The following is a 24,722-nucleotide window of genomic DNA, read 5'->3' on the forward strand; positions in this document are numbered from 1 at the left end:
ATCGAAATTTATCGATGGCCTATTTCAGACTGTAATGGGTAAGGGTATACGTGAATTACCAGTACTGCCTGTGAAGGGAGTTTCCATGGTGGCCATTGATTGGACGTCAGGGATCGTCACCCTCGTCACTCAGCTTGTTCCGGGTATGATCGCCGTTGGCCTTGCCTTGGTGGCGGCCCTCGCCGCACGGACGAAGGCGATGCCCACGCTCGTGTTCGCCAGCGGTCTGAGCGCCGCGCTCTCCTTGGTTGGGGTTCTCGTGGGGCTGCAAACATACGCGCACGCCCTCGAGGCATCATCTTTTTACGACACGATCGACGCCTACGTGTTCTGTGCGATCGTTCTAGTTGTGCTGACGTACGGTCTCGATGCCATTGCGCTCGTTCGCGGGCGCTTCCGCGGGTAGGTCGCACAAACCGGCTGAAACGGCCGCGCGGTCACGTGGGATTCCCGCATTCGAAGAGCCGTTCCGTCCAGTGTAATCCGATCCTTTTCCTTGCTCTATTCTATGTAGAACCTGTGTGCGGGCGCTCATGTGGGGCGCCCGCTTCGTTATCTAGGGTGAGAGGAGGTGATGCGCGTGGCGTATCCGCAGCGCGGATTGAACGCCGCGGAAGTTCGGGCCCTCATCGAGGACCACTACGATGACGTGCTCGCGTACTGTCGTCGGCACACCGAAAGCGCGGACGAGGCACAGGACGCCGCCCAGGAGGTCTTCCTACGGTTCGTGCGAACGGCAAAGAGCTATCGTGACGCGGGCAAACCGCTGGCGTACCTGCTCACGATTGCCCGAAACGTTTGCGTGGACGCGGCTCGGGCCCGAGTGCGGGCGACCGACGAACTGCCCACCGACGAGGTTCTGGCAGATCCGGCGCCCTCGGACACCGAGAACTTCTCGCCAGCCGGAATGGATGGCCTGCGCCATGCGATCGCCTTACTGACTGCCGAGGATCGCGAAGTCCTCGAGCTGCGGTTCGACCAGGAGCTCACCTTCGCCGAGATTGGGCGCGTGATGGGCATCAGCAGATTCGCTGCTCGGCGCAGACTCGACGGCGCGCTCGCCGCCTTGCGAGAACTGTTGAAATCGGGAGAGGAGGACGTGAAATGAAGGGAAACCGAGAGGATGCGCTCGAGCGGGATCTTTCGGCGCTGTATCGCTCGGATCGCGAGCTGTTCTTAAGTGAACAGGGGTCGAACGGTCGCTCCGAGCTCATCGAGGAGTGCGCAAGCGCCTGTGAGCGCGAGTTGACACTAGAGGCGAGCGCGACGTCCCCGCATATGCAGTTGGGAGGATTCCTTTTTGCCCAAGTGCGCTTCACGCGCTCCGTGGTCTGGACCGCATTTGCGTTCGTTGCCTTGCTGACGGCCGTGGCTCCCCATGTCGAGACGGAGGGGCCGCTGGGCTCCCAGGTGCTCTCTGCCGCGGGTGGCCTGACGGCGCTCGTCTGCCTTGCGAGCGTCACGCGCTCAAAGCCCTTCGGCATGGGCGAGCTAGAAGCCGCCTGCCCGTTCAACGCGGTGTCCGTGGTCGTTGCGCGGCTGCTGCTGATGGGTCTTGCGAGTGCCCTCGTCCTCGCGGTTGGAGCCGTTGCGTCGGGGATTGAAGGCGTTGGTGTCGCGCGGGCGTTGCTGCTCATGGGTGCGCCGTACCTCATCGCCTGCGCGGGCGGTCTTATGTGTGCACGACGCGTTTCAAGCCCGGATGCGCGCGGCGCGGCCATCGCATGGGCCTCTGCCGTCACAGCGACCGGCGCGATGCTCTTCTACGCCGCACCCTCGGCATATGCTCAGACGAGCGCCTGGATGTGGATCCTTGTGTGCGCCGTCGCGGGCGTGTGGTGCACCCGTGAGGTCCGCGCCTGGGTCGGTGCCAGCGCGTCCGGATTCATTCCCGAGACGCGGCGGACGCCCGCCTGGCGGTAACGCCGCCCGACCGTTCGCCTTACGGTGTCGCTGCACAGGCGCCCGCCTGGCGTAATCGCCGCCCAAGCATCCGCCCACGAATACCTGCTGTATATCGATACGAATCGAAAGGAGCCCACGATGGAGCTCGTACTCGACCGGCTGACCAAGCAGTACGGTCCCAAGATCGCCGTCGACCGGGTGAGCGCGCGCCTGCGCCCCGGGGTTTACGGCCTGCTCGGCGCCAATGGCGCAGGAAAGACGACCATCATGCGCATGATCTGCGGGATTTTGCGCCCATCCTCCGGTGAGATCAGCCTGGACGGCCGCTCGATCGCCGAGCTGGGCGGGGAGTACCGCGCGCGGCTGGGGTACCTACCGCAGGACTTCGGCTACTACCCGGAGTTCACCGCCCTGGACTTCATGGAGTACATGGCGGCACTCAAGGGCGTCGACGCCCGCGCCGCTCGCGCCCGGTCGCTTGAGCTTCTCGACCGGGTCGGCCTTGCGGGCGAGGAGCACCGCCGCATCCGCACGTTCTCTGGAGGCATGAAGCAGCGACTCGGCATCGCGCAGGCGGTCCTCAACGACCCGGACGTCCTCGTCCTCGACGAGCCCACGGCCGGGCTTGACCCCAAGGAGCGCGTGCGCTTCCGCAACCTCATCGCCGGCTTCGCCACGGATAAGATCGTCTTGCTCTCCACGCACATCGTGTCGGACGTGGAATACATCGCTGACAGCATCCTCATGATGCGCGCCGGGTCGTTCATCATGCAGGGGAGCCCTGCGGAGGTCGTACGCGGCGTGAAGGGCATGGTCTGGGAGGCGCGTGTCCCTGTCCGCAAAGCCGATGAGTTGGCTTCGCGGGTGCCCGTGGTGAACGTGCACCACGACGGCGACGGCATGGCAACGGTACGGTTCCTCTCGTCAGAACCACACGTCGCCGAACTCTCTGCCGTCCCCGTCGCGCCGACGCTCGAGGACCTGTACCTGCACGTATTCGACGAGAGCGGTGCCGAGCACACCGGCGCCGCCGTGCCCGTGACAGCGGTCGAGGGGCAGCGCTGCTCCCGTCGCCGCGGGGTTCATTTTGGAGGTGGGCGCCATGCGTAGCCTTATCAAGTTCGAGCTCAAGAAGATGCTCACCCGTCGCGTAGCGATTGTGGCGAACGTGGGCATGCTGCTCATGCTGACCGTCGTCATGGGACTCAACGTGGTCCAGACCAAGACCGAGGGCAACATCGGGGAGATTCTCTCCGGGCCCACAGCCATCGCGCATCGCCGCGATGTCACCGAGGCGCGCGCAGGCGAGCTTACGCCTGAACGCGTAGCCGCCGACATCGCGCATTACCAGGACATCGCCTATGAGAAACTCGATCCCGAGGAGCTTGCGGAGATGTCCAACGCCACGGCATACGAGGTTGTGGCCGAGACCTACGACGATGCCACGCGCCTTGAGTTATACGATCCGTATTACATCACGATCCTCAAGCCCTGGGCAGTCAAAGGGCTGGAGCCGTACCAGTACGCCTCCCGCGTGACGCCCGAGATGGCGCTCGACTTCTATGGAGCTCTTGCAGACAGCCTGCAGGTCACGCTCGACGAGGGCATGGGAGGGGAGTGGGTGTACTCGCCCGCGGAGCGCGCGTACTGGACCCAGATGGAAGACGGCGTCCCCGAGCCCCTGACGTACGGCTGGGCGGGAGGCTGGGACAACATCCTCGATTGCGCCGCGTTCCTCGTGTTCATTGTCTTCGCGATGTGCGTGACGGTGACGCCCCTGTTCGCCTCCGAATACCGCGACGGAACCGATGCTGTCCTGCTCTCGGCGCGATATGGGCGCGGCAGGCTCGTGAGCGCCAAGCTTTTGGCGGCCATCCTGTACGCCACGGTGCTGTTCGCGCTGGGCGTGGCGATCATCTGCGGCGTGTCGCTGGTGTTCTATGGTGCCGAGGGCGCGAGTCTGCCCATCCAGAATTACGCCCTCGCCTCGCCGTACGCGCTCACGATGTGGCAGGCGGCGGCGATGTATGTGGGCGTCTTCTACCTCGTCATGCTCGGCATGCTCGCCCTTACGCTTGCGCTCTCCGCGCTAACCCCCTCCACGCTCGCAATCATCGTGACCGACGTGGTGGTCCTGTTCGTGAGCGGCCTGCTGCCCTCTGCCGGCAGCGGCCTCCTGCGCCACGTATTCACGCTGTTCCCCATGGGCCTGCAGTCCGCGTTCGACCTGTTCGCGTCGCTGTTCTCATACCCGCTCGGACCGGTCGTGCTCGACCTCATCGGCACGGCGGCCCTGGTGTACTGCGCGCTGGTTGTGGTGGGCGTGCCCGTTGCGTGGCGAGCATGGTGTCGTCACCAGGTGGCGTGAGAGCACCGGCAGACGAGCTGCGCAAGCCACTCGAACTCACCCTCGATTTCGAGATACCCCAGAAGGATGCGGACGCCCTTGGGGATTTGCTGTAAACCTTCGATCCGCTGTCTTTGCTTGAGGATGCGGTCGCAGGGTCTAGGCGTCTTTGGAGTTGGAATTGGTAAGACTATTGATGCCACCGATGTCGCGAAGTGCTTCTTTGATACCGTTCTTTACTGCGGCCTTACTGAGGAAATAACCCACTGCGAACAGCATCGCAATGGGTAAGAGCGCAAAGAGCAAGCCAGGTAACGGGGCCAGTTCTGACGGAACCATGCTATTTCCAATCTTCTGCATTGCCACTCAATTGACGTCATAGTCCCCAGGAAGAGGGGTGTGCGGGTCTCGAGGCCATAATCGCGCGTTGAATGCGACGGCGGCGCATGATAGTATCTATCGACGGGTCACGGCATTTGGGAGCGATCCTTTTTCTCATCGAAGCCGTCGTGGCACTGCATACGGGCTCTTGGCGCAACGGTTAGCGCAGGGGACTCATAATCCCTGGGTTCTGGGTTCGAATCCCGGAGGGCCCACCATGAAACCTAAGGTCAGGCCGCGTGCCTGGCCTTTTTGGTTTACGTGTGGAATTCAGCTTCGTATCTACTGGTGTCGATCGGCGTCTGGTTACGGCTGGGGCCTTCAGCGCGACTCTCTCCGGGCTTTTCAAATTACCTCTTGCACTAAGGCTCGCATCCATGCTAGTATTCTCCTTGCTGAAAAGCACGGGCGATTGGCTCAGGGGTAGAGCATATCCTTCACACGGATGGGGTCACAAGTTCGAATCTTGTATCGCCCACCATCAAACATTTAAGGCTCCAGGGAACTGGAGCCTTTTTGCTATCACGCGCATGTGCAAAGTGAGGTTGACATGATTCTCCTGGTCGACAAGATCGAGAAATCGTTCGGTTCCCGCACCCTCTTCACCGGGGCTACGCTACAGGTGAACGCTGGTGAGCGCTACGCGCTGGTCGGCCCCAACGGTGCAGGCAAAACGACCCTCCTCAAGATCATCATGGGCCTCGACAACCCCGATGCCGGATCCGTGACCTTCGCAAAGGACACAAATGTCGGCTATCTGGAGCAGGAGACCAAGCTCGCCGGTGCCACCTCCATCATCCGGGAGGTTATGGACGCTGCGATCGAAATCAAGACGATGGGGGAGCGCGCCGAGGAGCTTCAGCTCAAGATTGCCGAGGCCGGAGAGTCTGGCGAGGTCCCTCAGGCCATGCTTGACGAGTATGGTCATGTGCAGGACCGCTTCGAGCGTTTGGGTGGCTACGAGCTCGAGAGCAATGCGCGTCAAATTCTCGCTGGACTGGGTTTCAAGCCGACCGATTTCGAGCAGCCCTGCTCGGAGTTCTCCGGCGGCTGGCAGATGCGCATCGCGCTGGCAAAATTGTTCTTGCGCCACCCCGATGTCCTGCTGCTCGACGAGCCCACCAACCACTTGGACCTCGAAAGCGTCCAGTGGTTGCGTGGTTTCATATCGGCCTACGAGGGCGCCGTGCTCATCGTCTCCCATGACCGCGCCTTCATGGATGCCTGTGTGGATCACGTTGCGGCACTTGAGAACCGCCGCATCACCACCTACACCGGCAATTACAGCTCCTATCTCAAGCAGCGAGAGGACAACCTCGAGCAGATGCGCGCCAAGCGCGCCGCGCAGGAGCGCGAGATCGCCCACATGCAGGTGTTCGTCGATAAGTTCCGCTACAAGCCCACCAAGGCCGCGCAAGCGCAAGAACGCATGCGCCGCATCGAGCAGATCAAGAGCGAGCTCGTCATCCTTCCCGAGGGCCACAAGCACGTGAACTTCAAGTTCCCCGATCCTCCTCGCTCCGGCGATATGGTTATCAAGCTTGAGGACTTCTCCAAGCGCTACGGCGACAAGGTCCTTTATGAGGATGCAAACCTCACGCTGTACCGCGGTGACCGTGTGGCCCTGGTGGGCCCAAACGGAGCGGGCAAGTCGACGCTTCTCAAGATGCTCATAGGGCAGGAGGCCCCAACCACTGGCACGCGTACGCTCGGCACCCATGTGGGCGTGGCGTATTACGCCCAGCATCAGCTCGAGGGGCTCAAAGAGGGCAACACCGTCCTTCAGGAGATCGACTCGGTCGCCCCCACCTGGACCGTTCCGCAACAACGCAGCCTGCTTGGCGCCTTCCTCTTCGCCGGCGACGATGTCGACAAACGCGTCGGAGTCCTCTCCGGCGGCGAGCGCGCGCGTCTTGCGCTCGCCAAGATGCTGGTCGCTCCCGAGGCACTCCTGTGCCTGGACGAGCCCACAAACCACCTCGACATCGACTCGGTCGACATGCTCGAAAACGCCCTCAAGAGCTTCCCCGGCACTATTGTGCTCATCTCGCACGACGAGCACCTCGTCCGATCGGTCGCCAATCGTGTTGTCGATATCAGGGACGGCAAGATGACCGTCATCGACGGTGATTACGAGTATTACCTCTACAAGCGAGAGGACTTGGCGCAGCGCGCAGCGGAGGGTCACCTGCCCGTCACGCCGTTACCAAGCAAAGCTCCTTTAACCAATGTTGAATCAACAGCCGAGCCCGTACGCGAGGGCAAAAAGACCAAGGAACAGCGTCGGGCAGAGGCGGCGGCACGCGCCGAGCTTAATCGCCGACTCAAGGGAACCAAGGACAAGCTCAAGAACGTCGAGGCTGCGCTCGAGGTCAAACGTGCCCGCTACGATGAGCTCATGGAGCTGATGGCGAGCGAGGAGTTGTACGCCGACCAAGAAAAGTTCAGCGCGGCGCTCGGGGAATACAACGCCCTCAAGCAGGAATTGCCCGACTTGGAGGACGAATGGCTCGAGCTTTCGACCATCATCGAGGAAGAGACTGCTCGTGGATGCGCGTAAGGCTGGTGCCATCGCCCTTTCCGTCATCGGGTTCGCCTGTCGCGTCATCGCATGCGCCCTGTGCGCACTGACCGTTGCGCTCTGCTTTAACGGCGTTGCCGCAAAACTCAACATCGTGACCTTCGTGGTCGAGCTCACCCAGGCGCTTCCCGCGATGATTTCGGGCTATGGGCTCATCGCCACCCCCTTTGGCGGCGTGTTCCGCTTCGACTTCGCCTGCATGGCCGTCGCGTTCTTCGTCATCGATTACCTCTGCGTCCGCATCTCTCGGGCGCTGCGCTAGGAGACCTCATGAATGTCCCGTATTTGCTGAGCCTTCTCACCAGCGCGCTTGCGCTGATCGTCGGCATCGTCGTCCACGAGAGTGCCCACGCCCTCGCGGCCTATGTGCTCGGAGACAGGACCGCCCGGTCCCAGGGAAGGCTCTCCCTCAACCCGCTCAAGCATATCGATCCCTTTGGAACGGTCTTACTTCCATTGATCATGATTCTCGCCGGAGGTCCTGTCTTCGCGTTCGCCAAACCCGTTCCGGTCTATCTGAACAACCTCAAGCATCCGCGCCGCGATGAGGTCCTCATATCGCTTGCTGGCCCAGCGTCCAATATCCTGCTTGCCGGAATCGCGGCGCTCATCTTGCGCGGCATCCCCGGTGCCACGCTCATGGATCCCTACAGCGGTGCGGTTGTCAATGCGGTTCTTGGCTTTGCCTTTACGAGCATTTCCGTCAACCTCTCCCTTGCGTTTTTCAACCTCATCCCGCTGCCCCCGCTCGACGGTTCGTCGATCCTCGTTCCGTTTCTCAAAGGACGCGCGCTGCAGACGTACTATGAGATCCAGCGCTACTCGATGCCCATCCTCATCGTGGTGCTCTACATCCTTCCCAGCCTTGTGCATATCGATATCTTGGATTGGTATTTCTCTTTGACGGTCGATCCCCTGTACCTCTTGCTCGTCCGCTTCGCGCTCGGGATGTAGTGCGCTAAACTAATTTCTGTATGTGCATGCGCGATGAGAAGGGGGAGTTTGGTGTCCTATCGCGTTTCCACGCAGGGCTACTCGGGCCCCTTCGACTTGCTGCTGCAATTGGTGACCAGGCAAAAGGTCGATATTGGATCTATTTCCATCGCAGAGGTCGCCGAGCAGTACTTGGCCGAGGTCGAGCGGATCGAGGCACTTGACCTCGATGTCGCGAGCGACTTTCTGCTCGTTGCCGCGACCTTGCTCGATATCAAGGCGTCTTCTCTCGTTCCCGATGACGAGCACCCGAATTCCCGCGACGACGCAGAACTCGATGATGAATTCGAGGGGCTCGACGGCGACGCGCTACGCGAAGTGCTCATCCAGCGTCTCATCGCCTACAAGCAGTTCAAGGGCGCTGCTGCGGCCCTTGGCGCGCGTATGGAGTCCGAGAACCGCATGCATCCCCGCGTTGCCGGTCCCGATCCAGAGTTCTTGAACCTCATGCCCGACTACCTCGCCGGCATCACGTTGAGGGGCTTGGCGGTCATCTGCGCGGACTTGGACGGTAAGCGCGAGACCTTCCTGCTCGAAGCCGAACACGTCGCTCCGCACCGCATTCCCATCGAGCTCACCGTCGCCTCGGTCGATCGGGTTACCACGGCGCGTCCCCATATGACGTTCAGGGATCTGCTCGACGGCGATGCCACCACCGAGCAGATCGTCGCCACGTTTCTCGCCATTCTCGAGCTCGCCAAGCGCGGATCGCTCCTGCTTGAGCAGGATGAGAACTTCGGCACCATTCGCATCGACCGTGTTGAGGGCGCGCCCGCGTACCACCCCGATGACGGCTCCCTCTTTGACGAGGAGGACTAAATGGACAACTTGGAATCACTCGCCGAGAACTCACTGAAAGGCGCTCTCGAGGCGCTCTTGCTCGTCTCGAGCGACCCGGTGAGCGCAAGCCAACTCTCCGCGGTGCTCGACGTTGCGCCCGGCGAGGTCGCCTCTCTGCTGGCCGAGCTCAAAGTCGAGTATGAGGAGGCGAACCGCGGCTTTCAGCTCCGTGAGGTCGCCGGCGGATGGCGCTTGTTCACGCACCCCGCCTTCCATGAGCAGGTTGAAGCGTTCGTGTTGTCTTGGGACACCCAAAAGCTATCTCAGGCCGCGCTGGAAACGCTCGCGGTCATCGCGTACCACCAACCCGTCACACGCGAAATGGTCAAGGGCATTCGCGGCGTCAACTCCGACGGCGTCATCTCGTCACTCGTCGACAAGGGTCTAATTCGCGAGATGGGACGCGACCCCCAGCGGGGCCAGGCCATCATCTATGGAACGACCAATGCGTTTTTGGAGAAGTTCGGCCTGCGCAGCACGCGCGATCTGCCCGATCTTGAGCAGTTCGCCCCCGATGAACAGGCGCGTCAATTTATCCGCGAGCGACTCTCGGGCCGCTCCATCCAATCGACGCTCGATGAGGTCGATGAGGACCTCGAGGAGGAGCGTGAGCTCATCGATGGGGACGTCGACGAGGATTTCGATGTGTAGCGAGCAGGGGCCGAACCGAAATACCGCGAAGGTCCACCCCGATGACGAGCGCCTCGTACCCATGCGCTTGCAGCGTTTTCTCGCGCGCGCCGGCGTGGCGAGTAGGCGAGGATCGGAAGCGCTCATGACAGCCGGCCGTGTTCGCGTTAACGGCGAGGTCAAGACCGAGCTCGGCACCAAAGTCGATCCCGCTCGTGACGCCGTCACCGTCGACGACGTCCCCGTGGTTCTGGGTCTCGGCGCGGCATATATCATGCTCAACAAACCGGCAGGGGTATTGACCACCATGAGCGATCCCCACGGTCGCCCCACCGTCGCGAATCTCGTTCCGCGCCACGCATACCCGGGTCTCTTTCCCGTTGGGAGACTCGATATGGACACCACGGGGCTGCTTCTGTTCACCACTGATGGCGATCTGGGCCAAATGCTTTTGCATCCATCCCATCACGTGTGGAAGACCTACGTGGCCCTGGTGGACGGCGAGCTGGATGACGGCGACCTGGAGATGCTGAGGCACGGCATCACGCTCGATGACGGACCCTGTCAACCCGCCCGTTGCCGTCTCATAGGCAAGCGTGAGGCTCACGAGGTCGCGCCTCGGGGAATACCGCACGGTACTTCGGCGGTCGAGATCGCCATACGCGAGGGTCGTAAGAACCAAGTCAAGCGCATGCTTTCCAAAGTCGGACATCCGGTTCTCAGGCTCCACCGCGCGCGTTTTGGTGATCTCGACCTCGGCGATTTGCCCTCGGGGTCTTGGCGCGAATTGACCGAGTACGAAGTTTCGCTCCTCACCAATGGACTCAAGCAGAAGGAGAACAAATGATCATCGCCATCGACGGACCAGCCGGATCTGGTAAATCGACGATTGCCCGAGAGGTCGCATCGCGGTTCGGCTTCTCCAAGCTCGATACGGGAGCCATGTATCGCTCCGTGGCCTTGGCCGCGCTTCGTCGCGGCATCGACCTCGCCGATGTCGATGCGGTCGCCCAGCTCGCACGCGACATACACATCACGTTCGGTGGCGAGTCGCACGGAAACGTATCGGTCTTCGTCGATGGCGAGGACGTGAGCGAGGCCATTCGCACGCCCGAGGTCGATCGCAACGTATCCGCTGCCGCTGCGAACCCCGGCGTCCGCAGCGCCATGCTCGATCCCCAGCGCCGCTTCGCCCTCGATCGCGACGTCGTGGCGGAAGGTCGCGACATCGGAACGGTCGTGTTTCCCGCGGCTGAGCTCAAGGTGTTTCTCACCGCCGACCCCCGTGAGCGCGCGCGTCGCCGTGTGCTGCAGCGTCATGAGGGCGAGCACGTTGACGAGGCCCAGATCCAGGCGGAAGTCGAGCAGACGCTCGCGGACATCGAACGCCGCGACGCACTCGACTCCCAGCGCGAAACCGCTCCTCTGGTCTGCGCCGACGATGCGGTACGCATCGATTCCACCAGCTACACCATCGAGCAGATCGTGGACAAGATCGAGCAGCTCATTGCGGAACGGAGATAGGCGTGGCAGGCGAGGCTAAGAAGGAAGAGCGTTCGGGCGCTTGGCACTATGACGCCCCCATGGCTGAGTTTCCCCTGCATGAACGCATGATCTATACATTCGTCATGGCTGTCCTCTGGGTCTTTTCCAAACTCATGTGGCGTTGGCGAGTCGAGGATGCCGAGAAGCTCCACGGATCTGATGGATCGAGTGCCGTCATCATTTGCAACCATACCTCCATGGCCGAAGTGCTGCCCATCATCACGCATGAATGGGCGGCGCATCGCAGGGTCCGTCCCATTTTCAAATCGGAATTCAACAAGGCGGGCATCGTCCGCTGGGCGTTCGCACTGGCGGGCGGCATTCCGGTCGACCGCGGGGAAGCCGATATGAGTGCCCTTCGCGCCGCGCAACATGCCTTGCAGCGCGGAGAAGACGTGTTGATTTTCCCTGAGGGGACGAGGATTCGCACGGACGACCAGCCCGTCGAGGTGCATGGCGGCTTTGCCTTGATCGCCCAGATGGGCAAGGCGCCCGTCGCGCCTATGGCCGTCTGCGGTTTCCGCGACATCACCCCTGCGGGCAAGAAACTCATGCGACCCAAGAAATGCTGGCTCCGTGCAGGCGACAAGGTGTCTTTTGCCGACGCGCCCGAGGGTCTTAAGCGCCGTGAGCGCACCCAGTGGGTCGAGGACGAAGCTGTTCGCAGGATGTACGCCATCCGCGACGAGCTTCGCCGCGAGCATCCTGGGAGGTACTAATGGCCGATCTTAGTATCGAGGTCGCTTCCCACGCCGGCGTTTGTTACGGCGTCGAGCGGGCCCTCAAACTTGCCGCACATGCCGCCGAAAGCGCCCGCGGATCCGTCACGACGCTCGGCCCCCTCATCCATAACCCCATTGTCGTGCGCGATCTTGAGTCCGCCGGCGTGAAAGGCGCTCAGACGGTTGATGAGGTGGAGTCGGGCACGCTCATCATCCGTGCCCATGGCGTGGTTCCCCAGGTCATCGACCAAGCTCGAGCCAAAGGGCTCGAGGTCCTCGACGCCACCTGCCCGTATGTCAAGAAAGTCCACATGGCTGCCGAGAAACTCGTTCGCGAGGGGTACCAACTCATCGTGGTGGGGGAGAGCGGCCATCCTGAGGTCGAGGGGATTTTGGGGCACGCGGGAGATGCCGCACATGTCGTTTCGACACCCCATGACCTCGATGGGGTCGATCTCGCGCGCAAGGTTGGCGTCGTCGTGCAGACGACTCAAACTCCCGCCAATCTCGCCGCAATCGTGAGTGCCCTCGCGCTGCGCACCATGGATCTACGCGTGGTCAACACGATCTGCTCAGCTACGCAAGAGCGCCAGGATAGCGCCGCCGAGCTCGCATCTCGCGCCGATGTCATGATCGTCATAGGCGGCAAGAACTCGGGAAATACGCGTCGGCTCGCCGAAATCTGCATGGCTTGCTGCCCTCGCACGCACCATATCGAGGACTCCTCCGAAATTCAGCGCACATGGTTCGAAGGAGTCGCGCTTGTAGGCATCACCGCTGGCGCATCGACTCCCGGTGCCCATATCGATGCTGCGCTCGCCTGCATAAACCGCCTTTTGGAGCCCTAATGGACAAGCCCATGGTCACGGGTCCCACGGTGCCCTCATATGCGGGTACCGTCGCTCCGTACGCCCTATCAAGAGAACCTTCTTCTGACGGAGCGCTCGTGCTTTCCGTCGCCTCCGATTCCCCGGCATACGATATCGGCCTCGAGCCTGGCATGCGCGTGCTCAGCGTCAATGACCAGCCACTGACCGATATGATTGTCTGGTTGTGGGAGACCGAAGATGTCGAGGCGGAAATCGAGGTCTTCGACCCACGCGACGGTACCGTGGCCACTGCCGTCATCGAGCGATTCCCCGGAGAGGAGTGGGGTGCCGATTTCGATGGTGTGGTCTTTGACGGGATGCGCACCTGCGTGAACGCATGCATCTTCTGTTTTATGAACATGCTCCCCAAGGAAAGCCGCTCAACCCTCACCATACGCGACGACGACTACCGTCTGAGTTTTCTACAAGGCAACTTCGTCACGCTCACCAACATGTCCGACCATGAGGTTGACGACGCCATCGACAAGATGCTGTCCCCCATGAACGTGAGCCTCCACGCAATCAACCCCGATTGCCGCCGTAAGCTCATAGGTCGCAACGCCGCGCGCGGCATCGAGGTGCTCGAGCGTTTTCTCGATGCGGGTATCGAGATCCACGCCCAGATCGTCCTGTGTCCCGGCATCAACGATGGCGAAGAGCTCTTGGCCACCCTCGAGTACGTTGAGGCGCACCCCGGCATCACGAGTCTGGCAATCGTGCCCCTGGGATTTACCAAACATCAGCATCGCTTTACCGCTTCCTACTCCGATGACGTCGAGACGTCGCGCGCCGTGGTCCACATGCTTGAGCCGTTTCAGGAGCGCGCCCGCGCAACGCGGGGCAGCACGGTGTTCCAACTCGCCGATGAGTTCTACATCGACGCCGAACTTCCCGTGCCGCCCGCAGAGACCTACGACGGGTTCCCGCAGTTCTACGATGGCATCGGCATGCTGAGGAGCTTCCTCGATGAGGTCGAACAGCTGAGGAGAAGCCGACCTGAAGACATAGCGAGGGCGGGGGAGAGACTGATTTCAGCGGACAAACGCGTCCTCATCACCTGCGGAGAGGCGGCTCAAAGCACCTTCGACGAGTTCTGCCGACTCTTTACTCCCGCCGGCCTGATGAGTACGCACGCCATCAAGAACGAATACTTCGGCGGCAACGTCAACGTGACGGGTCTCATCTGTGCGTGCGACCTACTCGGACAGCTACCGAGGGACCTCTCCAACATCGAGGTCCTCATCCCCAACGTGATGTTCAACTACGACGGACTCACCCTCGACGGACAAAGCCGCGAGAGCGTCACCGAAGAGCTCATCGCACGCGGAGCCATCGTCCGCTACGCCACCCCCGCGCCGAACCTCATGCTCGATACGCTGCTCTAAACCACCGTTCCGCTGCCGGCTGGCATATCATCCCGTGCTCGGACAATCCTGGCTCGCACGAAGGGTCCACAGGACCCTTCGGCTCGTGCGGAACTGCGCGCGGGACGATATGCCCGCCGGCAGCGGAACTGCGTATCGTTTGTCGTAGCCCGCGCTCGCACCCATATCGTCCCGCGCGCAGTTCGCGAAGCGCTGTTTGAGCACGGGATGATATGAGTGCGAGCGCGGGGGGTGGGATGGAATGTCAGCTTCGATACGTCTACGGTTCACCAAGACTTGTATTCAACGCGAGCGAAAGTAGGGGCTCAAAGCCCTGAGGCCTGGACATATTCTCGTAGGGTGTTTTGTGGAGCGAAGCGGAGCCACACCCGAAGAGATTATGTCCAGGCCGCTGGCGTGCGTGCCCGTACCGAGCGCATGGTAAGATTCTTGCAGTTCTGACTACTCAAGGAGTACGTATGTCCCGACCTATCGTCGCGATCGTCGGCCGCCCGAACGTGGGCAAGTCGACGCTCGTCAACCGTATCGCCCAGACCTCCGACGCCATCGTCCACCAAAGCCGTGGCGTGACTCGTGATCGCAGCTATCACGTGGCCGATTGGAATGGCCGCGAGTTCATGCTCGTCGATACCGGCGGTATCGAACCCATGAAGAGCGACGACGTCTTTGCCACCTCCATCCGTGACCAGGCCCTCGCCGCCGCCGAGGAGGCTGCCGTCATCCTGTTCGTCGTTGATGGCTCCATTGGCGTCACTGAAGAGGATGAGAGCGTCGCGCGCATGGTGCGCAAGCTCAAGAAGCCCACGTTCCTGCTCGTAAACAAACTCGACAATCCCGCTCGAGAGAACGACAATCTGTGGGAGTTCTACTCTTTGGGCGTGGGCGACCCGGTCACCGTGTCCGCCCTGCATGGCCATGGCACGGGTGACCTGCTCGACGAGGTCGTCGCCCTACTGCCCGAGGACACGGGTGATGAGGACACGGAGCCCGACACCCTGCGCGTCGCCATCATAGGCCGCCCGAACGCCGGCAAGTCCTCGCTGTTCAACAAGATGATCGGCAACGACCGCTCCATCGTGAGCAACGTCGCAGGCACCACGCGTGACGCCATCGACACGGTGGTCGAACGCGATGGCAAGCGCTATCGCATGGTCGATACCGCCGGCATCCGCAAGAAGAGCACCGTTTACGAGAACATCGAGTACTACTCCATGGTGCGCGGTCTGCGTGCCATCGATCGCGCCGACGTCGCGCTGCTCGTCGTCGACGCCTCCACGGGCGTCACCGAGCAGGACCAGAAGGTCGCTAATCTTGCCATCGAACGCGGGTGCGCCCTCGTGGTGCTTCTGAACAAGTGGGATCTGCTCAAGGACGACTATGAGCGCGAGGCCGTCATGGAGACGGTCAATCGTCGTCTCACCATGGCACCGTGGGCCGAGTACCTGCGCATCTCCGCCCTCACGGGTCGCTCCGTCCACAAGATCTGGGACATGGTCGACGCCGCCGCCGAGCGCCGTGCCTCTCATATCACCACCTCGCAACTCAATCGTCTGCTCACCGATATGCGTGAGTTTGGCCACACCGTCTCCGACGGCAAACGCCGCCTCAAGATGCATTACGTCACGCAGACCGGCGAGAAGCCCCCGGCGTTCACCTTCTTTGTCAACCATACGGATCTCGTGAGCGACAACTACAAGCGCTACATCGAGAACCGCATGCGCGCGACCTTTGATTTCAAGGGCACGCCGATCCGCCTGCGATTCCGCGCCAAGAAGAGCGACAAGGACAAGGAGTAGCAGATGGCAGGCGTCCCCATTCACCCGTGGCTATTCCTCGGGTTCTGCTGTCTGCTTAACTACGCTCTCTGCGGCATCCCCTTCGGTAAGATTTTCGCAAAGAGTCTTGCCCACGTTGACCTGCAGAAGGTTGGTTCGGGCAACATCGGTACGACGAATGCCCTCCGCGCGGGCGGTCCCAAGGTTGCCGTGCTCACCCTTTTGTGTGATGTCTTGAAGGGCGTCATCTGTGTCAACCTGTCGCTCATCCCGCTTTCGGGAGTGCTCGGGCCATTCGGCGTCGAGCGCGCGGCGTTCTACCCGGGCGGCTCGCATGACTACGTTATTGCCGTGCTCGCCCTCTCGTGCGTCATCGGCCACATGTTCAGCTTCTACTTGCACTTCAAGGGCGGCAAGTCAATCGCCACGGGGGTCGGTGTGCTGTTTGCGATCAACGTGCCTTGGGCGCTGCTTCACTTAGGCATTTTCATCGTCCTCGTCGCCATCACTAAATTCGTGAGTGTCGGCTCGATTGCCACGGCCGCTCTCGTCGGCGTCACGGCGTGCATGCTCTTCCCCCAGGCCTCCCTTACCTTCAAACTCATTATGGGATTCCTCGGGCTTCTCGTCGTATGGGCCCACCGCGGCAATATCAAGAAGCTCATGAGTGGTAGGGAATCGAAGCTCTCACTAAGCAAACGCGTCGACAAGATGGATGAGTGACATGCACATTGCACTAATTGGAACAGGCTCATGGGGCACTGCCATGGCGGGGCTCGTTGCCTCGAATGGCAACTCCGTCACCATGTGGTCCTACGACCTGGACCCCGTGACCGAGATCAACGAGCGCCATACGAATGAGTGCTTCCTCAAGGACTTCAAGCTGCCCGAGACGGTCACGGCCACGAACTCACATGATGAGGCACTTGCAGGTGCGGATGCGGCCATCTTCGCCGTGCCGTCTGCGTTCCTGCGCGGCGTTGCCCGCGACTGCGCGCCCTTCATATCCGATGCGCTTCCCGTGCTCTGTCTCGCTAAGGGTATCGAGCTGGGCAGCGGACTGCTCATGAGCGACGTCATCGCCAGTGAGATCGGCCATCCCGAGCGAATCGCGGCCCTTTCCGGCCCTAACCATGCGGAGGAGATCTGCCGCGGTGCCCTTTCCGCCTCGACGATTGCCTGCGAGAGCACCGAGATAGGGGAATTCTTCAAGGAACTCACTTTAAGCCCGTCTTTTCGTGTGTACCTCTCCTCGGACATGGTGGGCGTGGAGTTGTGCGGTGCCATGAAGAACGTCATGGCCATCATCTGCGGTATCGCCGCTGGATCCGGCATGGGCGACAACGCGCTCGCGCTCATCATGACGCGCGGGCTGGCCGAGATCAGCCGCTTGGTACACGCCTGCGGCGGTGAGGCGATGACCTGCATGGGCTTGGCGGGTATGGGGGACCTCATCGTGACCTGCACGTCCCAGCACTCCCGCAACCGCACGTTCGGTGAAGCGTTCGCCCACGGCGAGACACTCAAGGAGTACCAGGACCGCCGCCGCATGGTGGTGGAGGGCGCTGCCGCAGCGCGCAGCGTCAGCGAGCTCGCCCGTAGCAAGGGCGTCGATGTTCCCCTCACCTTCGCACTCGAAAAGCTCCTGTATGGGGGAGAAACGATCGAAAGCGCCCTTGCGGCCCTCGTAAGTCGCATCCCCAACGAAGAGTTTTACGGCCTTGAGGACTAAATAACGGCTCTTGGGTGGTGCAGTTGGGAACGGGCCCCTTTTGCACCACCCCCCCCCCAGGATCTCGAAAGGAATCACCATGTCAGCCATCAAGATCTCGCCCTCAATCCTCTCCGCCGATATGGCCAACCTCGCGCGCGACTTGGACCGCATCTCGTGCGCTGACTATATCCACGTCGACGTTATGGATGGGCACTTCGTCCCCAACCTCAGCTATGGCACGGCCATCGTCAAGGCCTGCAAGTCCACAACCGACATTCCACTCGACGTCCATCTCATGATCTCGAATCCCGATGACACGGTCGACTGGTACATCGACGCTGGGGCGGACCTCATCACCGTGCACTATGAGGCATCAACCCATCTTCATCGCACCATCTGTCACATTAAGGATCGTGGCTGCAAGGCGGGCGTCGTGCTCAATCCCGCCACGCCCGTCTCTGTTCTTGAAGACATCCTCGACGACCTCGACATGGTGCTCCTCATGAGTGTGAACCCCGGGTTCGGAGGCCAGAAGTTCATCCCCCGCACGCTCGACAAGCTCCGCCGCCTGTCCGCGATGTGCCGCGAGCATGGCGTTAATCCCCTCATCGAGGTGGACGGAGGCATCGGGTCGGGGAATGCCGAGGAGGTCGCCGCCGCAGGCGCAACCGTGCTCGTCGCCGGCTCCGCCGTATTCGGCGCTTCCGATCCCGCGGCGGCCGTCGAGGCCATTCGCCATGCCGGCGAACTCGGATACGCGAAGATTGGTGCCTAGAAGATGCCGCCTCAGAAGTACGTCAACCTCGATTACGCCGCCTCGACTCCCATGCGACCCGAGGCGATCAAGGCCCAACAGGCATATGATTCCTCGCCGCTCGCGGGCGTCAATCCCAACTCCCTCCATTCGCTTGGGCGACAAGCGGCGATTAAGCTCGAGGACTGTCGCCGCACGATCGCCCACAGCCTTGGCGCACGGGTGCGATCCAGCGAGATCATCTTCACCGGGGGAGGAACGGAGGCAAACGTCCTCGCACTGCTCGGCATTCCGGATGCCGTGCGACAACGTTGGCGCACGCGCACGCGTGTCATCGTCTCGGCAATCGAGCATGATTCCATCCTGGACAACATCGCTTCGCTTCGGGCTTCCGGCTTTGAAGTCGATCTTGTCAAGCCCGATCGAGCCGGTCGAATTCTTCCCGATGCACTTGCGGCGGTGATGGGAGACGATGTCGCCCTCGTGTCAGTGATGATGGCCAATAATGAGACGGGCGTCGTGCAGCCCATAGGCGAACTCGCCCGCGTTGCACACGCACATGGCGCACGCATCCACGTCGACGCAATCCAAGGCTGGCTCCACACGCCATTCGATGTCAACGAGCTCGGGGTCGACGCGCTTTCCCTTGCGGGCCACAAGATCGGCGGACCCGTCGGAATCGGTGCGTTGTACCTCAAAACCAGGACGCCCATTCGGGCCCGTTCCTTTGGCGGAGGCCAGGAGGTGGGGCTCAGGCCCGGCACGCAGGATCTGCGCGCCATCATAGCGCTCTCTGCAGCCACTTCTGCGCTGCTTCCCAATGTTCGTACCGATGCCGTTCGCGTGGGCATGATGGCGAATAAGCTCTACGCGGCACTTTGCGAGCACCCCCGTATTCACGCGACGATGGGGGATTGGAGCACCATCGATCGACTTCCCGGCATCGTGAGCATCTACGTTGAGGGCATGGACTCCGAAGAGCTCATCCTCCAGCTTGATGGTCGCGGCTTTGAGGTCTCCGCCGGCAGCGCATGTTCGAGCGGGAGCCTTGATGCCAGTCACGTCCTGCTCGCCATGGGGGTTCCCCGCGAAGATGCCCTCGGCTCGCTTAGGATCTCGTTTGACGATCGCGTCGACGAGCGCGATCTCGATCGCTTTGCCCGTGCCGTGTGGGAAGTGGTGGGATAGATGCTCGTCAGTGAACTTCTTTCGTACCTACTCGATAGGTTCCCACGTGAGGACGCCGAAGCTTGGGATCACGTTGGTCTTTCCGTCGGAGATCCCGATGCTGAGGTCAAGGGGGTCGCCTGCGCGCTCGATGCCACGGTCGACGCGATTTTTCGTACCGCTGAGTTGGGAGCTAATGTCTTACTCACGCATCACCCTGTGTACATTTCCGCTCCCGATTGCTTCGCGCCCGCCTCGTCCGTGCGCCCAAGCTCGTCCGCCGCGGTGTACGAGGCGGCGCGTCATGGCGTGAGCGTTATTTCCCTCCACACTAATCTCGATCGTTCCAAGGAAGCACGCCAGGCCCTTCCCGCCCTTATGGGCCTGAGTGCCTTTTCCTCACTCGAACATGTCACCGAACCCGATGTGCCTGGCCTTGGAGCCGTTTGCGAAATCGAACAAACCTTTTTGGGTGATTTCGCGTCTACCGCTCAAAGCGTCTTCGATACGAGTGCCCATGTTTGGGGCGATGCCGCCTCTTCGGTCTGTCGCGTTGCTTTCATGGGAGGTTCGCTTGGTGATTTCGGTGAGCAGGCACTCGCGTGCAACTGCGATGTCGTTGTCACCGGTGAACTCGGTTACCACCGGGCGCAAGACCTTGCGCTCCGTGGGCTTTCTGTTGTCCTACTCGGTCACGACCGATCCGAGCAACCGTTTTGCCGCATACTTGCCGATGCGACCGCGAACGCAGGTGTCGCCCAAGACCGTATAGATATCATTCCGCTCCCACACCAGTGGTGGGTGCCTACACAAGGAGGATGCGCATGAGCATGGGTTCCGACCTTCTCAAACTTCAGGAGACCGATCTCGAGCTCGAACGTGAGCGCATCGCGCTCAATAATCTGCCGCTCATCGCGGAGCTCGCGAAGAAGCGTTCGGCCCACGCAAAACTCAAGGCAGAGGCCACGCGCCTGCTCGCCGCGCGCAAGGACGCCCAAATCGCCTTGGACGATCTTAATGAGGCCGAGCGTGCATGTCACGAGGCGGTGGAGGCAGCCCAGACACGTCCCATCGACGCCAGCGACCACCGTGCGCTCCTCGATCTTGAGGAGGAGCTCTCGCTTATCGCCAAGCGTCTCGATAAGATCGAGTTCGATCGACCCTCTGCACGTCAAGCCCTTGCCCTTGCACGGGAGCGTGAGCAAAAGCTCTCTGATTACATTGCGCGGTTCGAGGCTTCGATCATCGAGGACACCAAGGCCGCCCGTTCTCAAGCGGCCGATTTGCAATCCTCAATCGACGAGCTGATACGCCGGCGTGAGCATTTGCTGGGTCGCTTGCCCGAGGACGTTCGCGATCTGTACGAGCGCGGGCTCAGCAGGTTCAAAGGGCTTGCCGTCGAGCGCATCGAGGGCAATGTCCCCACCGTCTGCCGCACCGCGCTTCAGCCCGCGTCCATGGATGCCCTGCGCCATGCCCGCGACATTGCCGAATGCCCCTACTGTCATCGCATCATCGTGCTTGATTGCGAGGAGTAGCCCATGGCGAAAACGGTCTTGGTCTGCGTCACCGGATGCATCGCCGCATACAAGTCCTGTGAAATCGTGCGTGGACTCCAGAAGGCGGGTGTTCGCGTCAAGGTGTGTATGACGGAGCATGCGACCTCTTTTGTGGGGCCGACGACGTTTCGCGCGCTCACGCATGAAGAGGTCGCCGTCGATTTGTTCGACAATCCGTCCGACCCCATCCACCATATCTCTCTCGCCAAAGAGCCCGATGCCGTCCTCATCGCTCCGGCCACGGCGAACGTGATCGCGAAGATCGCGCATGGAGAGGCCGACGATCTGCTCACCACGACCGTCTTGGCCTGCAACGCGCCGGTTGTCGTGGCGCCTGCCATGAACGTAGGCATGTGGCAGGCGGACGTCACACAGCGCAATATCGCCGCGCTCGAGGAGCGCGGATACGACATCGTCCGCCCGATCTCCGGATACCTCGCCTGTGGAGACTCGGGCGAGGGAAAGCTTGCCGATGTCGAGGATATCGTCGCTCGAGCCTTGCTCGCCCTTGAAACATCCGAGGCGCTCGAGGGGGAGCGGGTCCTCATCACCGCCGGAGGGACCCGCGAGGCCATCGATCCCGTGCGATATATCGGGAATCGCTCGAGCGGCAAAATGGGACACGCCCTCGCGCGGGCGGCTCATGCAATGGGAGCCCATGTGACCCTGGTGACGGCAGCTGCAGGCCTATCGATTCCCTTCGGCGTAGAGGGCGTTCATGTGGAGAGCGCGGCACAGATGCACACCGCGGTGAGCGAGCGCTTTGATGCATGCTCGATGCTCATCTGCGCCGCCGCCGTCGCCGATTACACCCCGGCGCATCCTGCCGATCAAAAGCTCAGCAAGGCTGATGGCGAGCTCAAGCATATCGAGCTCATCAAGACCCAGGACATTCTCGCCGATATGTCAGCTCGTAAGGGGAACCGCATCGTTGTCGGCTTCGCCGCTGAAACCAACCACCTCGCCGAGCGTGCGCACGCTAAGCTCGCTCGCAAAGGTTGCGACGCCATCGTCGCCAACGACGTCTCCCGTGCCGACTCGACGTTCGGTTCAGATACGAACGAGGTGCTCTGGGTTACGCCCGACATGGCGGACCCCCTGCCATGCATGGGCAAACAGGCCCTCGCATTCGAACTGCTCAAGCGCGCACAGGCACTAAAATCTTAGGAAGTTGCAAATTTATCCTTGCATCTATGCCGAGCTTTGGGTAAAGTACTTCCTTGCTTCGGGACGTAGCGCAGCTTGGTAGCGCACTTGCATGGGGCGCAAGGGGTCGCTGGTTCAAATCCAGTCGTCCCGACCACGGAGCATGAGAGGGCGGCCTTATGGTCGCCCTTTTTCATTTGCGGAAGGCTTATCCGGTCGTAAAGCGGGTATCATCCTCCCAGTGTCTATATCGTTACAAGGAGTCGCGCGTGGCTGCTGGCAAGATTCGGAAAAAGATCAAGAAGGAGCTCATCGGCACCTCCGATTACCCTTCTAACAAGATCTTCACCATCTCCAACTTCATTACGTTCACGCGCCTTATCCTCACCGGTGTCTTCCTCTTCCTCTTCGTTACCGATTACAACCGCTATGTCGCACTCGTCATCTACGCCGTCGCCGCCTCGACCGACTGGCTCGACGGTCAAATCGCTCGCATGACCAAGACGGTCAGCTGGCTTGGGAAAATGCTCGATCCCATTGTCGACCGTGCCCTGCTGTTTTGCGGCGTGGTTGGCCTCGTGGCTCGCCATGAGCTGCCCTTATGGATCTGCCTTGCCATCGTTGGGCGCGACATCTATCTGTTCCTCGGCAATTTCGTGGTCAAGCGCTATCATCGTCGTCCCATCGACGTCGTCTTCATCGGCAAGCTCGCGACCGCGTTGCTCATGAGCGGCTTCACGCTTATGCTCCTGGGCCTTCCCGTCCTCGATGGCATGGGCATCGTTTCCAGCTCCATCACCTGGTTGCCCGGCCTCAATGGTGAGGCGGTGCCCCTTGGCATGTACTTCGTATATGCAGGCGTATGCTGCTCGCTTCTAACCGGCGTGGTCTATACGACCAAGGGAATCGCGGCCATTCGCTCGGCCATCGCGCATCCTGAGGACGAGGACGAGGATTTCCTCAACCCCGAGATCGACGAGGACGAGGAGTCGGCAGAGGAATAGTCTGCGTATTCCCACTGAACGCGTGCCGCTTGCGCTAGAATGAAACGATAGTTGACGATACTTCGGATGTATTCCGATTTTCCAGTAGGGGGTTCCCATGGCAAACATCGAGCAGAACGAGACCACGCGCGTCTTTCGCATGCCGAGCAGCGATGCCACGGCGCCCGACCTCATGAAGAGCGCCTCGCTGGTCGTTCCGGTCCTCTCAATCATCAAGGGGCCCCAGACCGGCAACGTCTTCGAGCTCGATGCGCCCGAGATCACCATCGGTCGCGATCCCGCGAACACAATCTTTCTCAACGACATGACGGTGTCGCGCAGCCATGCGAAGATCCTGCGCAACGAGGCGGGTGTCCTCATTGAGGATCTCGGCTCCCTTAACGGCACCTGGGTTGATGGCGCGATCGTCAATTCCGCCCCTCTGCATGATGGCTCTTCCGTGCAGATCGGCACCTTCACGCTGATGTACCACGAGAGCACCGTGGAGCGCATCGAAACCGGTGAGTAGCTTGGCTGAGCGCAGCTACCTCAGCATTGGGCAGGTCGTGAACCTGCTCCGCGGTACATACCCCGACCTTTCAAACTCGAAGATTCGCTTCCTGGAAGACGAGGGGCTCATCACGCCGCACCGCACTCCTAAGGGCTATCGTCAGTACTCGAAGGCGGACGTCGACCGTCTCGAGGTTATTTTGCATCTGCAGAAAACCAGGTATATGCCACTTTCCGCCATCAAGCAGAAGTTGGACAGTGCATCTGACCTTTCGACCCTCGCATTCGAGGTCGGCCTGCTTACGGATGCGCCCATGAAGGTTGCCTCAAAGGAGACTCGTCAGAAGCTCCATCCCATCGAGGACGTCCCAGATATCCTCGGCGTCGACATTGCGTTCTTGCGGCAGCTTTCCGATAACGATCTTATCCGGATTGTTCGCAGCCCCCAAAACCGGGAACTCATCGACGGTCGGGACTTCGAAATCATCCGTCATTGTGCAGAGCTGTCGCGCTTTCACATCGAGCCTCGCAATCTGCGGCAGTACGTCAATGCAGCCAACCGTGAATCCGCCCTATTCGAACAGGTTCTCATCGGTATGCTCGGTACCGACGATTCTGATGACAATCGAGAGGCGAAGCTCGATCGCGCGTTCAAAACGCTTCATGACCTCACGGACGGAGTTCGTACCGCGCTGTTGCGTAACCGCGTCTTCGAGTCGCTTAACGCCGTGGTCGAGGATGCCGATGTCGATGCCATCGACGATGAGATCACGCGCGCGGAGATGGCAGCCCACAGCAACTCCGCCGTCCTTCCATATGCCACCCCCGAGTCGACCACGGGCGTGGCTCCACTCGATGCAACCGAACTTGCCGCCCAGCCCATTCGCGTGACGCCCATTACAGCCGAGTAGAAAGC

Annotated in this window: 27 protein-coding genes and 3 tRNA genes; 29 read left to right on the forward strand and 1 reads right to left on the reverse strand. The window is 61.2% G+C overall.

Annotated features, from left to right (window positions below):
• Nucleotides 1-85: 85 nt before the first annotated feature.
• From DWV48_RS05550 to DWV48_RS05570, 5 genes are all read left to right on the forward strand, one after another.
• Nucleotides 86-406, forward strand: coding sequence for a hypothetical protein (locus DWV48_RS05550; protein ID WP_118653841.1), 321 nt, complete (start codon nucleotides 86-88; stop codon nucleotides 404-406).
• Between the two features lie 168 nt (nucleotides 407-574).
• The gene (locus DWV48_RS05555) at nucleotides 575-1,108 is read left to right on the forward strand and encodes an RNA polymerase sigma factor (protein WP_118653842.1); all 534 of its coding nucleotides are present in this window, start codon (nucleotides 575-577) and stop codon (nucleotides 1,106-1,108) included.
• Nucleotides 1,105-1,923, forward strand: a complete 819-nt coding sequence (locus DWV48_RS05560; protein ID WP_118653843.1) for a hypothetical protein — start codon at nucleotides 1,105-1,107, stop codon at nucleotides 1,921-1,923. The genes DWV48_RS05555 and DWV48_RS05560 overlap by 4 nt, the downstream gene beginning before the upstream one ends.
• 120 nt (nucleotides 1,924-2,043) lie before the next feature.
• Entirely contained in the window at nucleotides 2,044-3,015 is a 972-nt protein-coding gene (locus DWV48_RS05565) for an ABC transporter ATP-binding protein (RefSeq protein WP_118653844.1), read from the forward strand.
• The gene (locus tag DWV48_RS05570; RefSeq protein ID WP_118653935.1) at nucleotides 3,008-4,273 is read left to right on the forward strand and encodes an ABC transporter permease; all 1,266 of its coding nucleotides are present in this window, start codon (nucleotides 3,008-3,010) and stop codon (nucleotides 4,271-4,273) included. Before DWV48_RS05565 ends, DWV48_RS05570 begins: the two co-directional genes overlap by 8 nt.
• A gap of 138 nt (nucleotides 4,274-4,411) precedes the next feature.
• Here DWV48_RS05570 and DWV48_RS05575 read toward each other — a convergent pair whose 3' ends face one another.
• Nucleotides 4,412-4,612: a DUF6019 family protein gene (locus tag DWV48_RS05575; RefSeq protein WP_147352846.1), complete on the reverse strand. Its 201-nt coding sequence runs from the start codon at nucleotides 4,610-4,612 to the stop codon at nucleotides 4,412-4,414.
• 163 nt (nucleotides 4,613-4,775) lie between these two features.
• On the opposite strand from DWV48_RS05575, the gene DWV48_RS05580 reads away from it, so the two are divergent.
• The 24 genes from DWV48_RS05580 to DWV48_RS05695 all read left to right on the forward strand — a co-directional run bounded on the left by DWV48_RS05580 (nucleotide 4,776) and on the right by DWV48_RS05695 (nucleotide 24,717).
• Nucleotides 4,776-4,851: transfer RNA gene (locus DWV48_RS05580), tRNA-Ile, on the forward strand.
• A 188-nt stretch (nucleotides 4,852-5,039) separates the two neighbouring features.
• Nucleotides 5,040-5,114, forward strand: a tRNA-Val gene (locus tag DWV48_RS05585).
• Between the two features lie 69 nt (nucleotides 5,115-5,183).
• A complete protein-coding gene (gene abc-f / locus DWV48_RS05590; protein ID WP_118653846.1) occupies nucleotides 5,184-7,193 on the forward strand; it encodes a ribosomal protection-like ABC-F family protein in 2,010 nt (669 codons plus the stop codon).
• The gene (locus DWV48_RS05595; RefSeq protein WP_118653847.1) at nucleotides 7,180-7,476 is read left to right on the forward strand and encodes a hypothetical protein; all 297 of its coding nucleotides are present in this window, start codon (nucleotides 7,180-7,182) and stop codon (nucleotides 7,474-7,476) included. Before abc-f ends, DWV48_RS05595 begins: the two co-directional genes overlap by 14 nt.
• A gap of 8 nt (nucleotides 7,477-7,484) precedes the next feature.
• Complete coding sequence (locus DWV48_RS05600; RefSeq protein ID WP_118653848.1) at nucleotides 7,485-8,168, forward strand: site-2 protease family protein; 684 nt, start codon at nucleotides 7,485-7,487, stop codon at nucleotides 8,166-8,168.
• Between the two features lie 51 nt (nucleotides 8,169-8,219).
• Nucleotides 8,220-9,026, forward strand: coding sequence for a ScpA family protein (locus DWV48_RS05605; protein ID WP_118653849.1), 807 nt, complete (start codon nucleotides 8,220-8,222; stop codon nucleotides 9,024-9,026).
• The gene (gene scpB, locus DWV48_RS05610; protein WP_118653850.1) at nucleotides 9,027-9,698 is read left to right on the forward strand and encodes an SMC-Scp complex subunit ScpB; all 672 of its coding nucleotides are present in this window, start codon (nucleotides 9,027-9,029) and stop codon (nucleotides 9,696-9,698) included.
• Entirely contained in the window at nucleotides 9,691-10,524 is an 834-nt protein-coding gene (locus DWV48_RS05615) for a pseudouridine synthase (protein ID WP_369834834.1), read from the forward strand. The genes scpB and DWV48_RS05615 overlap by 8 nt, the downstream gene beginning before the upstream one ends.
• A complete protein-coding gene (cmk, locus tag DWV48_RS05620) occupies nucleotides 10,521-11,201 on the forward strand; it encodes a (d)CMP kinase (RefSeq protein ID WP_118653851.1) in 681 nt (226 codons plus the stop codon). Before DWV48_RS05615 ends, cmk begins: the two co-directional genes overlap by 4 nt.
• A gap of 59 nt (nucleotides 11,202-11,260) precedes the next feature.
• Nucleotides 11,261-11,941 (forward strand): 1-acyl-sn-glycerol-3-phosphate acyltransferase, encoded by a 681-nt coding sequence (locus DWV48_RS05625; RefSeq protein ID WP_118653937.1) that lies wholly within the window; start codon nucleotides 11,261-11,263, stop codon nucleotides 11,939-11,941.
• Complete coding sequence (locus tag DWV48_RS05630; RefSeq protein ID WP_118653852.1) at nucleotides 11,941-12,792, forward strand: 4-hydroxy-3-methylbut-2-enyl diphosphate reductase; 852 nt, start codon at nucleotides 11,941-11,943, stop codon at nucleotides 12,790-12,792. Before DWV48_RS05625 ends, DWV48_RS05630 begins: the two co-directional genes overlap by 1 nt.
• Nucleotides 12,792-14,198, forward strand: a complete 1,407-nt coding sequence (locus DWV48_RS05635; protein WP_233546185.1) for a DUF512 domain-containing protein — start codon at nucleotides 12,792-12,794, stop codon at nucleotides 14,196-14,198. Before DWV48_RS05630 ends, DWV48_RS05635 begins: the two co-directional genes overlap by 1 nt.
• 458 nt (nucleotides 14,199-14,656) lie before the next feature.
• Entirely contained in the window at nucleotides 14,657-15,994 is a 1,338-nt protein-coding gene (gene der / locus DWV48_RS05640) for a ribosome biogenesis GTPase Der (RefSeq protein WP_118653853.1), read from the forward strand.
• A gap of 3 nt (nucleotides 15,995-15,997) precedes the next feature.
• On the forward strand, nucleotides 15,998-16,696 hold the full coding sequence (gene plsY, locus DWV48_RS05645; RefSeq protein ID WP_118653854.1) for a glycerol-3-phosphate 1-O-acyltransferase PlsY: 699 nt from the start codon (nucleotides 15,998-16,000) through the stop codon (nucleotides 16,694-16,696).
• Entirely contained in the window at nucleotides 16,689-17,705 is a 1,017-nt protein-coding gene (locus DWV48_RS05650) for an NAD(P)H-dependent glycerol-3-phosphate dehydrogenase (RefSeq protein ID WP_199588906.1), read from the forward strand. The genes plsY and DWV48_RS05650 overlap by 8 nt, the downstream gene beginning before the upstream one ends.
• 79 nt (nucleotides 17,706-17,784) lie before the next feature.
• On the forward strand, nucleotides 17,785-18,462 hold the full coding sequence (rpe, locus tag DWV48_RS05655) for a ribulose-phosphate 3-epimerase (RefSeq protein ID WP_118653856.1): 678 nt from the start codon (nucleotides 17,785-17,787) through the stop codon (nucleotides 18,460-18,462).
• Nucleotides 18,463-18,465: 3 nt separating this feature from the next.
• Entirely contained in the window at nucleotides 18,466-19,629 is a 1,164-nt protein-coding gene (locus DWV48_RS05660; RefSeq protein WP_118653857.1) for a cysteine desulfurase family protein, read from the forward strand.
• Nucleotides 19,630-20,436, forward strand: coding sequence for a Nif3-like dinuclear metal center hexameric protein (locus tag DWV48_RS05665; protein ID WP_118653858.1), 807 nt, complete (start codon nucleotides 19,630-19,632; stop codon nucleotides 20,434-20,436).
• The gene (locus DWV48_RS05670) at nucleotides 20,433-21,146 is read left to right on the forward strand and encodes a zinc ribbon domain-containing protein (protein WP_118653859.1); all 714 of its coding nucleotides are present in this window, start codon (nucleotides 20,433-20,435) and stop codon (nucleotides 21,144-21,146) included. The genes DWV48_RS05665 and DWV48_RS05670 overlap by 4 nt, the downstream gene beginning before the upstream one ends.
• A gap of 3 nt (nucleotides 21,147-21,149) precedes the next feature.
• On the forward strand, nucleotides 21,150-22,334 hold the full coding sequence (gene coaBC, locus DWV48_RS05675) for a bifunctional phosphopantothenoylcysteine decarboxylase/phosphopantothenate--cysteine ligase CoaBC (protein ID WP_118653860.1): 1,185 nt from the start codon (nucleotides 21,150-21,152) through the stop codon (nucleotides 22,332-22,334).
• Between the two features lie 59 nt (nucleotides 22,335-22,393).
• A tRNA-Pro gene (locus tag DWV48_RS05680) sits at nucleotides 22,394-22,470 on the forward strand.
• A gap of 112 nt (nucleotides 22,471-22,582) precedes the next feature.
• Complete coding sequence (locus tag DWV48_RS05685) at nucleotides 22,583-23,317, forward strand: CDP-alcohol phosphatidyltransferase family protein (RefSeq protein ID WP_118653861.1); 735 nt, start codon at nucleotides 22,583-22,585, stop codon at nucleotides 23,315-23,317.
• A gap of 97 nt (nucleotides 23,318-23,414) precedes the next feature.
• The gene (locus tag DWV48_RS05690) at nucleotides 23,415-23,825 is read left to right on the forward strand and encodes an FHA domain-containing protein (RefSeq protein ID WP_118653862.1); all 411 of its coding nucleotides are present in this window, start codon (nucleotides 23,415-23,417) and stop codon (nucleotides 23,823-23,825) included.
• Nucleotides 23,818-24,717, forward strand: coding sequence for a MerR family transcriptional regulator (locus DWV48_RS05695; protein WP_118653863.1), 900 nt, complete (start codon nucleotides 23,818-23,820; stop codon nucleotides 24,715-24,717). The genes DWV48_RS05690 and DWV48_RS05695 overlap by 8 nt, the downstream gene beginning before the upstream one ends.
• Nucleotides 24,718-24,722 lie beyond the last annotated feature (5 nt).

This window comes from Collinsella sp. AF08-23 (genome assembly GCF_003479805.1).
In the GTDB taxonomy this organism is placed as follows: domain Bacteria; phylum Actinomycetota; class Coriobacteriia; order Coriobacteriales; family Coriobacteriaceae; genus Collinsella.

Coding starts and splice junctions, on each gene's coding strand:
- DWV48_RS05550 (WP_118653841.1), top strand. CDS start 86: ATGGTGGCCATTGATTGGACGTCAGGGATCGTCACCCTCGTCACTCAG.
- DWV48_RS05555 (WP_118653842.1), top strand. CDS start 575: ATGCGCGTGGCGTATCCGCAGCGCGGATTGAACGCCGCGGAAGTTCGG.
- DWV48_RS05560 (WP_118653843.1), top strand. CDS start 1,105: ATGAAGGGAAACCGAGAGGATGCGCTCGAGCGGGATCTTTCGGCGCTG.
- DWV48_RS05565 (WP_118653844.1), top strand. CDS start 2,044: ATGGAGCTCGTACTCGACCGGCTGACCAAGCAGTACGGTCCCAAGATC.
- DWV48_RS05570 (WP_118653935.1), top strand. CDS start 3,008: ATGCGTAGCCTTATCAAGTTCGAGCTCAAGAAGATGCTCACCCGTCGC.
- DWV48_RS05575 (WP_147352846.1), bottom strand. CDS start 4,612: ATGCAGAAGATTGGAAATAGCATGGTTCCGTCAGAACTGGCCCCGTTA.
- abc-f (WP_118653846.1), top strand. CDS start 5,184: ATGATTCTCCTGGTCGACAAGATCGAGAAATCGTTCGGTTCCCGCACC.
- DWV48_RS05600 (WP_118653848.1), top strand. CDS start 7,485: ATGAATGTCCCGTATTTGCTGAGCCTTCTCACCAGCGCGCTTGCGCTG.
- scpB (WP_118653850.1), top strand. CDS start 9,027: ATGGACAACTTGGAATCACTCGCCGAGAACTCACTGAAAGGCGCTCTC.
- DWV48_RS05615 (WP_369834834.1), top strand. CDS start 9,691: ATGTGTAGCGAGCAGGGGCCGAACCGAAATACCGCGAAGGTCCACCCC.
- cmk (WP_118653851.1), top strand. CDS start 10,521: ATGATCATCGCCATCGACGGACCAGCCGGATCTGGTAAATCGACGATT.
- DWV48_RS05625 (WP_118653937.1), top strand. CDS start 11,261: ATGGCTGAGTTTCCCCTGCATGAACGCATGATCTATACATTCGTCATG.
- DWV48_RS05630 (WP_118653852.1), top strand. CDS start 11,941: ATGGCCGATCTTAGTATCGAGGTCGCTTCCCACGCCGGCGTTTGTTAC.
- DWV48_RS05635 (WP_233546185.1), top strand. CDS start 12,792: ATGGACAAGCCCATGGTCACGGGTCCCACGGTGCCCTCATATGCGGGT.
- der (WP_118653853.1), top strand. CDS start 14,657: ATGTCCCGACCTATCGTCGCGATCGTCGGCCGCCCGAACGTGGGCAAG.
- plsY (WP_118653854.1), top strand. CDS start 15,998: ATGGCAGGCGTCCCCATTCACCCGTGGCTATTCCTCGGGTTCTGCTGT.
- DWV48_RS05650 (WP_199588906.1), top strand. CDS start 16,689: ATGAGTGACATGCACATTGCACTAATTGGAACAGGCTCATGGGGCACT.
- rpe (WP_118653856.1), top strand. CDS start 17,785: ATGTCAGCCATCAAGATCTCGCCCTCAATCCTCTCCGCCGATATGGCC.
- DWV48_RS05660 (WP_118653857.1), top strand. CDS start 18,466: ATGCCGCCTCAGAAGTACGTCAACCTCGATTACGCCGCCTCGACTCCC.
- DWV48_RS05665 (WP_118653858.1), top strand. CDS start 19,630: ATGCTCGTCAGTGAACTTCTTTCGTACCTACTCGATAGGTTCCCACGT.
- DWV48_RS05670 (WP_118653859.1), top strand. CDS start 20,433: ATGAGCATGGGTTCCGACCTTCTCAAACTTCAGGAGACCGATCTCGAG.
- coaBC (WP_118653860.1), top strand. CDS start 21,150: ATGGCGAAAACGGTCTTGGTCTGCGTCACCGGATGCATCGCCGCATAC.
- DWV48_RS05690 (WP_118653862.1), top strand. CDS start 23,415: ATGGCAAACATCGAGCAGAACGAGACCACGCGCGTCTTTCGCATGCCG.